The sequence below is a fragment of the uncultured Campylobacter sp. genome, assembly GCF_905372745.1.
Classification (GTDB): domain Bacteria; phylum Campylobacterota; class Campylobacteria; order Campylobacterales; family Campylobacteraceae; genus Campylobacter_A.
Window position 1 is genome coordinate 20,863 of record NZ_CAJPQR010000029.1, and the last position, 7,511, is coordinate 28,373.

The 7,511-nt window shown below is 49.3% G+C and carries 6 protein-coding genes; 3 read left to right on the forward strand and 3 right to left on the reverse strand.

What is annotated here, in order from left to right:
• Window position 1 precedes the first annotated feature (1 nt).
• The 3 genes from QZ157_RS08300 to QZ157_RS08310 are packed head-to-tail and all read right to left on the reverse strand — an operon-like array spanning window position 2 to window position 2,979.
• Window positions 2–1,651, reverse strand: a complete 1,650-nt coding sequence (locus QZ157_RS08300; protein ID WP_295144285.1) for a sensor histidine kinase — start codon at window positions 1,649–1,651, stop codon at window positions 2–4.
• 39 nt (window positions 1,652–1,690) lie between these two features.
• Complete coding sequence (gene dsbI, locus QZ157_RS08305; RefSeq protein WP_295144287.1) at window positions 1,691–2,314, reverse strand: protein-disulfide oxidoreductase DsbI; 624 nt, start codon at window positions 2,312–2,314, stop codon at window positions 1,691–1,693.
• Between the two features lie 8 nt (window positions 2,315–2,322).
• Window positions 2,323–2,979: a thiol:disulfide interchange protein DsbA/DsbL gene (locus QZ157_RS08310; protein ID WP_295144290.1), complete on the reverse strand. Its 657-nt coding sequence runs from the start codon at window positions 2,977–2,979 to the stop codon at window positions 2,323–2,325.
• A 241-nt stretch (window positions 2,980–3,220) separates the two neighbouring features.
• On the opposite strand from QZ157_RS08310, the gene QZ157_RS08315 reads away from it, so the two are divergent.
• From QZ157_RS08315 to QZ157_RS08325, 3 genes are all read left to right on the forward strand, one after another.
• Window positions 3,221–5,068, forward strand: a complete 1,848-nt coding sequence (locus QZ157_RS08315; protein ID WP_295144293.1) for an aryl-sulfate sulfotransferase — start codon at window positions 3,221–3,223, stop codon at window positions 5,066–5,068.
• A 380-nt stretch (window positions 5,069–5,448) separates the two neighbouring features.
• Window positions 5,449–6,288, forward strand: coding sequence for a DUF3737 family protein (locus QZ157_RS08320; RefSeq protein ID WP_295144296.1), 840 nt, complete (start codon window positions 5,449–5,451; stop codon window positions 6,286–6,288).
• A 122-nt stretch (window positions 6,289–6,410) separates the two neighbouring features.
• On the forward strand, window positions 6,411–7,166 hold the full coding sequence (locus QZ157_RS08325; protein ID WP_295144298.1) for an SDR family NAD(P)-dependent oxidoreductase: 756 nt from the start codon (window positions 6,411–6,413) through the stop codon (window positions 7,164–7,166).
• Window positions 7,167–7,511 lie beyond the last annotated feature (345 nt).

Consider the following 7,511-nt stretch of genomic DNA (forward strand, 5'->3'; position numbering starts at 1 on the left):
CTCACTCCTTTAAATTTATCTCAAAGCCGAGCTCAAACGTCGTCGGATCACCAGAGCTTAGTAGTTTGATATCGCCTGCGAGCTTTTCGTTTGCCAGCTTTTTGCCAAAATACAGCCCGATGCCGCTTCCTTGCTTTTTGGTGGTTTTTGGCTGGGTCAAAATTTTATCCCGAAGCTCCTTGCTCACGCCGCTGCCGTAGTCCGTGACGGATATTTTACACATGCCGTTTTCAAATTTGACATCGATAAAAACTTGCCGCTTGGCGATTTCGTCTTTGTATCGCTCCACGACCGCGTCTTTGGCGTTGTGAATGAGGATGAGTAAAATTTGCTGCACGATGCCCATTCGCTGCGTGGCCTCTTCGTCTTGAAACTCGCGCAAGCTTACCGCGACGTTTGCTTTGCTAAGCTCGGTGTGCATGAGCTTTAGCAGGTCTTTGATGCAGCGCTGCACGCTAAATTTTTGCGGACTGTCGCTGCTTTTGTAAAAATTTCTAAAAATCTCGATCGTATCGCTCAAGAGCACGGTCGCAGCCTGGCCTTTTTGCAGCATACTCTCTAGCGTAGCGGCATCTAGCTTGCCGTCTTTTTGCAGCATGAGCAGGCTTGAGATCATTAAATTTAGCGAATTAACCGGCTGAATAAACTGATGATTTATGCCGCTGATTAGCTCGCCAGCCTCGCTCATACGGGCTTTGTGCTTGAGCAGAGCTTCGTAGTCGTCTTGTAGGTTTTTGATTTTTGAGTACATAAAGTTATGGAGGAAATTTGCCACCAGCGCCAGCGCCGCGAACGCAAAAAGCAAGATGAGAGCGTTTTTTAGCACGGAGTTAAGCAGCGTTGCAAGCTCCTTTTCGTTATCCGTACCCGCGCCTATAAACCAGTTTAGCGTGGGGATCTCGGCGACGGAGATGAAATTTGAGCCGATATTTAGGCTCGTGATGTCCTCGTCGCGCAGGAAAAGCTCTTTAAATTTATCCTCGATCTGCTTTTTTAGCGCCGCGTCCTTCATCGGCGTTAAAATTTCGCCGCCGTGGGTTACGATAAAGGCGTAGGTATCGGGCGCTAGTTTAAATTTTTCCATATTTTTTAGTATGTTTTGCAGCTTCACCACGCCGCAAAACACCCCCGCAAACGAGCTTCCGTCCAGCACGGGCACGCATAAATTTAACGTCGGCTCGCCTAAAATTTTATGGCGCTGCATAAAATTTACCGTGGGTGTGAGCGTGTTTTTGGTCTCCTCAAACCACACAAGCCCCGTGCGCAGGCTCTTTGGCATAGCTTCGTTCTCGCCTAGCTCCTTGCCGTCCACGAAGATATCCCCGCCCTCGCGCAAAAACTGCAAGGCGTCGAATTCCGCGGAGTTTTCCTTAAAAAGCCGTATGAAACCGCCGAGCTTTTCGCTATCTTGCGAGATGCCCGCGTTTTGTATAAATTTAGCCGCGCGCACCAGCGAGTGCAGTCGCTCGTCCAGCCAAAACGAGAAATTCCCGACCATATTTTCGCTCGCGGCGATCTTGTTTTTATCCGCGAGCGCCGTAATCTGCGCCTTGGCGTCCTCGTAGTTTTTCACGCCCAAAAGCACCACGAAAAGGCTTGCGAAAATGATGATGAAGTAGATTTTAAAATTATGTTCGCGTAAGGCTCTCATGCGGCGAGTATAGCAAAATCGGTCTAAATTTAGACCGATTTAAGCTTTTTTGATAGTTAAAATTTTGCAAATAAACATCGCGGCAAGCACGACGAAGCAGACTCCAAAGCCGATCAGCGTGCAGTCGGCCATCGACATAAATTTGCTTGATGGGATCAGATACCAGCCGTCCTCGTAAAGATCCACCAGATACTTCTGAAAGCCGCTTAGCGTGACGCCGTCGGGCACCAGCGGGCTATCGTAGCCGCAGTCGCCCGTAGGCAAGAACCAATCAGGCGCCCACCGCTCAAGCGGCAGGCCAAACGGATAGTGCGGCTCGGTCGAGCAGCCCTGCACGCCGAACGGATCGTCTCCGTGCACGGCGTCGTGGATCTTGGCTAGCTTGGCGCTATACATTATGCCCTGGATCGCGCCCCAAAAGGCTAGCAGGTAGCCTACCGCGGCGAGAAGCAAATTTTTAGGATTTACGATCGCGACCAGGCCTCCTAGCGCCATGCACAAAAAGGCAAAGCGGATATAGACGCACTGCTCGCAAGGCGGCATATAGACGTAGTTTTGAAACAGCGAGTGCGCGAGGATAACAACCCCTACGCTCACCGCTATGAGGATCGCCCACGGCAGGCGGCTACCTCCGAATTTCGCTATTTTTTCCGCAAATTTCATGCCGCGCCCTATTTTTTAAGCAGCTCTTCAATTAGCTGCGCCATGCTGTCGATGGAGCTGATGGACTTCGTCATGATGAGGTATTTGCCGTTTACGACGAACGCCGGCACGCCTTGGATTTTCGCTACGTCGTAGCTCTCGTCCCATTTTTTAAGCAGTTCGGCGACCTTTGGATCCTCTAGCTTCTTTTGATAATCCGCTTCGCTGATACCCGCCGCATCAAGCCCCGTCTTTAAAAACGCAGCCTCGTCCTTACCATCGCTCCAGCGCTGCTTTTGATCGTGATAGGCCTTGTAGTAGGCAAATTTTGCTTTTTTAAACAGCGAGTTTTCATCTAGCAGGCTCACGCCTTTTTCCTCGTCCATCACGGCTAAAACGGCAAAAATTTTACTCGCCGCCTCGCCGTATTCGCCCTTGGTTTTTAGATGAAACGGTACGTATTTTAGCCCAGCGACTTTTTCTACGACTTTTGGCGTGACGGTTTTATCGTATTTGTAGCAAAACGGGCAAGCGTAGCTAAAAACCTTAACCAGCGTGTTTTGCTCTACGGGTAGCGGTTTTTCTAGCTTGACGTAGTCCTCGCCCTCGGTAAACGCGGCTGTGCTTATGGCGCCAAACATCGCGACTGCTAGAAAGCCTTTGCTAAATTTAGAAAGTAGGTTCATGGAGTACTCCTTAAAATGATTTCGTTTGAGTTAATTTTATACCTTTTCGCCGCCACAAAACTCACGCTAAGATAAATTTTAGATTAAATTCGTAAAATTTGGGTTAAATTTTAGCGGAAAATATAAAAATTTAAATTATTTTTTGGATTTAAGCTATTTATAATAATAGCATGATTTTCACGTTAGAAATATTCACTAAAATTACGGCAATGAAACGATTTATCATTATAAAGGAGAAAAGATGAAAAGAACTCTCTCGTCAGTCGCCCTAGCCGCGGCGTTACTCGGCGGTCTAAGCACGGCAGCGCTTGCTATCGGTGGACCTAGCGGCTCGCACATCGACTACGCCGTCCCAGGCAAGATCGGCGAAGTAGTCGTAAACCCATACGACATCGCGCCTCTAACGGCGGTGATCAAAAACGGCGGATACACGCTATCAAACGCTAAAGTCACTATCGTACCAAAGCCCGGCGGTCAGGTTATCAGCTATAAGGTCGCCGACAAACACCTTCGCACTCACGGCGGAATTCCAGTTTTCGGGCTCTATCCGGACTATCAAAACACCGTCGAGGTCGAGTATGATAAAATTTACAAGGAACAAACCGAGCATATAAAAGAAAACTATAAAATTTATGCTCCCGCGATTTATCTAGAGAGCTCTGGCATGCCGTCTCAAAAGGGCGCGCTGTTTGATAAAATCGAAGTCGTAAAGGCTCCGAGCGCGAAATTTGCCAACCGCCTCTACTACGTAAATAACTTCGTAAATAAAACCGGCAAGGGCACCAAAGTCGTGTGGAACAACCCGGCCGGCGGCGCGATCGAGTGGAACTACAGCCCAAACAACTTCGTGCTAGACACCAAAGGCGAAGTGCGCTGGTATCTGGAGCCGAGTAAAATTTACGACCTCAAACAGCCGTTTAGCGCGGGCGTCATGATGGGCTTTAAGCAAAACGACGACGGCGCGATGACGTGGGGATACGGCCAAAGATACGCCAAATACGACATAATGGGCCGCGAAATCTTTAACCGCGAGCTGCCTGCGGGCTACAACGACTTCTCGCACTCGCTAGATGTGGCGCAAAACGGGCACTATTTCCTGCGCGCGGCAAACGCCAACTATAAACGCGCTGACGGTAAAAACGTCCGCACCGTGCGCGACGTCATCGTCGAGGTCGATAGAGACGGCAACGTCGTGGATGATTTTAGGCTGTATGAAATTCTCGATCCGTACCGCGACATCGTGCTAAAAACGCTCGATCAGGGTGCGGTTTGCCTAAATATCGACGCTAGCAAGGCTGGCCACACCGCGAGCACGGACGAGCTAGCCGCGATGGATACGAACGAAAAATGGGGCGACATCGTAGGCTCTGGCCCTGGACGAAACTGGGCGCACGTAAATAGCGTGGACTACGACCCAAGCGACGATAGTATCATCATCTCCAGCCGCCACCAAGACGCCGTCATCAAGATCGGCCGCGACAAAAAAGTCAAATGGATAATGGGCGCGCACAAGGGCTGGAAGGATCAGTTTAAGGGCTACTTGCTCCAGCCGGTAGATAAAGACGGCAAAAAGATCGTCTGCGAGGACGAGTACTCAAAATGCCCAGGATATGAGAGCGAGAAGGGCGGATTTGACTGGCAGTGGACGCAGCACACGGCATTTCGCATCGATAGCAAGTCTAAAAAGGGCGTCGTTTATCTCACCGTCTTTGATAACGGCGACACCCGCGGCATGGAGCAGCCTGCGATGGCGGGTATGAAATACTCCCGCGCGGTCGTCTATAAAATCGACGAAAAAGCCAAAACGGTCGAGCAGGTCTGGGAGTACGGCAAACAGCGCGGCAGCGAGTGGTACAGCTCGGTTACTTCGCTAGCGCAGTATCAAGACGACCTAGATAGCGTGATGGTTTACTCAGCGGTCGCAGGCATGCAGTTTGACATCGCCAAAGGTCGCCCAGTCGGCGTGCCTAGCCCTCACATCAACGAGTTTGAATGGGGCGCAAAAGAGCCGTCGATCGAGATAAAAATGACTAACGCGATGGGCTATCAGGCGTTTCCGTTTAGCGTAGAAAAAGCGTTTGAGAAGTAAAATTTAAAATTTAGCGGCTCCCGGCCGGTGCGCTTTGGGGGCCGCTTTTTGGTAAGTTTGGATTTTGCGCTTGCGACTCGGTTAAATTTGCCCGCTCAAATTGATGGGTCGCAGGTTTTAAATTTAGATCAAATTCGATCTTGTAAGAGGTAAAATTTAGGCTCGCGTTTCCATCCTTTGCGCTAGTCTAAATCTTACCTTTTCCTGCCAAGCGTTTGGGAAAATAGGACTCCAAAAGACAATAGCAATGCCTAAACGCTTGGATTTTTACTGCTGCTTAAATTTACCCGTTTGCTTCATAAATTTCGCTCCGATTTTTAAAATTTACACCCTTGTTGCCGTAAAACCGATATAATCAACAAAAACGACGGAGGCGAAATATGCAAAAATTTGTCGAGCAAAAATTTATCGGCGAGCGCGCGATGTTTGGCGCAAAGGACGCTGAGTTTGAGCGGTGCGGGTTTGCGGCGGGAGAGTCGCCGCTAAAGCACGGGCAAAATTTGCGCCTGAAAAACTGCACTTTCGAGTGGAAATATCCGCTGTGGTACACTAAAAACGTCGCCGTGGAGGACGGGTTTTTGATGCAGATGGCGCGCGCTGGCATATGGTACGCGCAGGAGGTTAGCTTTAAAGATACGCTAATCCAGGCGCCAAAATCCTTTCGCAGGTGCCAAAACGTAAGGCTAGAAAACGTAAATTTGACCAAGGCCGAGGAGACGCTGTGGAGCTGCGCGGACGTGGAGATAAAAAACGTCTGCGCGCGCGGGGATTATTTTGCGATGAACTGCAAAAACGTGCGCGTTTACGGGCTAAATTTGGACGGGAACTACGGCTTTGACGGCTGTAAAAACGTGCTCGTCGAGGATAGCAAGTTGCTTAGCAAAGACGCCTTTTGGAACTGCGAGAACGTGACCGTGCGAAATAGCTTTATAAGCGGCGAATACCTCGCGTGGAACAGCAAAAACGTGACCTTTGAAAACTGCGTGATAGAAAGCTTGCAAGGGCTTTGCTACGTGCAAAATCTCGTGATGCGCGGCTGCCGGACGCTAGATACCACGCTAGCCTTTGAGTATTCAAGCGTGGACGTAGAAATTTTAGGCGGCATAGCTAGCGTGAAAAACCCGCTTTCAGGTGTTATAAGGGCAAAAGAAATAGGCGAAATTATAATAGATAAAGAGTGCGTAGATCCTGCCGCGACTAGGATAATTTTAGAAAAATAACGGCACGTTTTGCCGGCGGCTTTTATGAGTTTTTGCCGTTTTGGCTGCGCGGCAAAGCATAGCGCAAACTTTGCCTAAAGGCTGCAAAAACGCATAATAAAAAATTTATCAAAAGGAAAAAAATGAAAAAATATATCGCGATTACGGGTGCAAGTTCTGGTATAGGAGCAGCTACGGCGAAGGCCTTTGCCGGGCGAGGAGAAAATCTAATCCTAATCGCGCGCAGAGCGGAGCTGCTGCAAAGCTTAAAGGACGAGATCGCGCAGATCGCGCCCAAATCGGACGTCGTGATTAAAATTTGCGACCTTGCGCGCAGCAAGAACGTCCGGGCGCTTTGGGAGGAGCTAAAAAGCTACGAGCTAAAGGCGCTCATCAATAACGCTGGCTTCGGAGATTACGGCGCGGTCGGCGAGCGCGATCTATCCAAAGTCTCGCAGATGTTACGTCTCAACATCATTTCGCTCACGCTGCTAAGCCACCTCTTCGTGCGCGATTACAAGCATAAGCCCACTCAGCTCATCAATATCTCCTCCGCGGGCGGCTACAGCATGGTGCCAAACGCCGTCACCTACTGCGCGAGCAAGTTTTTCGTAAGCGCCTTTACGGAGGGCTTGCACTACGAGCTGGCGCAAGATAAAGAGGCTAAAATGCAGGCTAAAGTTCTAGCGCCCGCCGCGACTAGGACGGAATTCGGCTCCGTAGCGACGGATGACGCGGGCTACGACTACGACGCGGCTTTTAAGCGCTATCACTCAAGCGGGGAGATGGCGGAGTTTTTGCTCGCGCTTTACGATAGCGATGCTTGCGTCGGTGCGGTTAATCGCGATAGTTTCGAATTTAGCCTAAGCAAGCCGAGATTTGACTACGCAGGCAAATGACGCTAAATTTAAACCGAGTTTCTTTGGATAAAGGGATTTTGACTAAATTTAGCTCGGTTAAATTAGTCGCGATATTTTGCTCGTCTATTAAATTTAACCGCTTAAATTTGAGATTTAAACCGTTTTTGATAATTGTAAAATTTGCAAAATCTAAAGCTAAAACGCGGCGGATTGAAATTTTAAACCGCAATTTGGCGGATGCGCAAAACGTCTTCCGCGCCTTGCTAAATTCGGCGCTAGAGCTTTAATGCCCGTCCGTCTTGAACTTTGTCGCCGACGCAAACTCCGCGGTTTGCAAATTTGCGCAGTTAAATTTAACAAGCCGTTTAAAAATAAATTTAAAGG

Bases quoted from the DNA above. Each gene is read 5' to 3' on its own strand.
- QZ157_RS08325 (WP_295144298.1), top strand. From the start codon at position 6,411: ATGAAAAAATATATCGCGATTACGGGTGCAAGTTCTGGTATAGGAGCA.
- QZ157_RS08320 (WP_295144296.1), top strand. From the start codon at position 5,449: ATGCAAAAATTTGTCGAGCAAAAATTTATCGGCGAGCGCGCGATGTTT.
- QZ157_RS08315 (WP_295144293.1), top strand. From the start codon at position 3,221: ATGAAAAGAACTCTCTCGTCAGTCGCCCTAGCCGCGGCGTTACTCGGC.
- QZ157_RS08310 (WP_295144290.1), bottom strand. From the start codon at position 2,979: ATGAACCTACTTTCTAAATTTAGCAAAGGCTTTCTAGCAGTCGCGATG.
- dsbI (WP_295144287.1), bottom strand. From the start codon at position 2,314: ATGAAATTTGCGGAAAAAATAGCGAAATTCGGAGGTAGCCGCCTGCCG.
- QZ157_RS08300 (WP_295144285.1), bottom strand. From the start codon at position 1,651: ATGAGAGCCTTACGCGAACATAATTTTAAAATCTACTTCATCATCATT.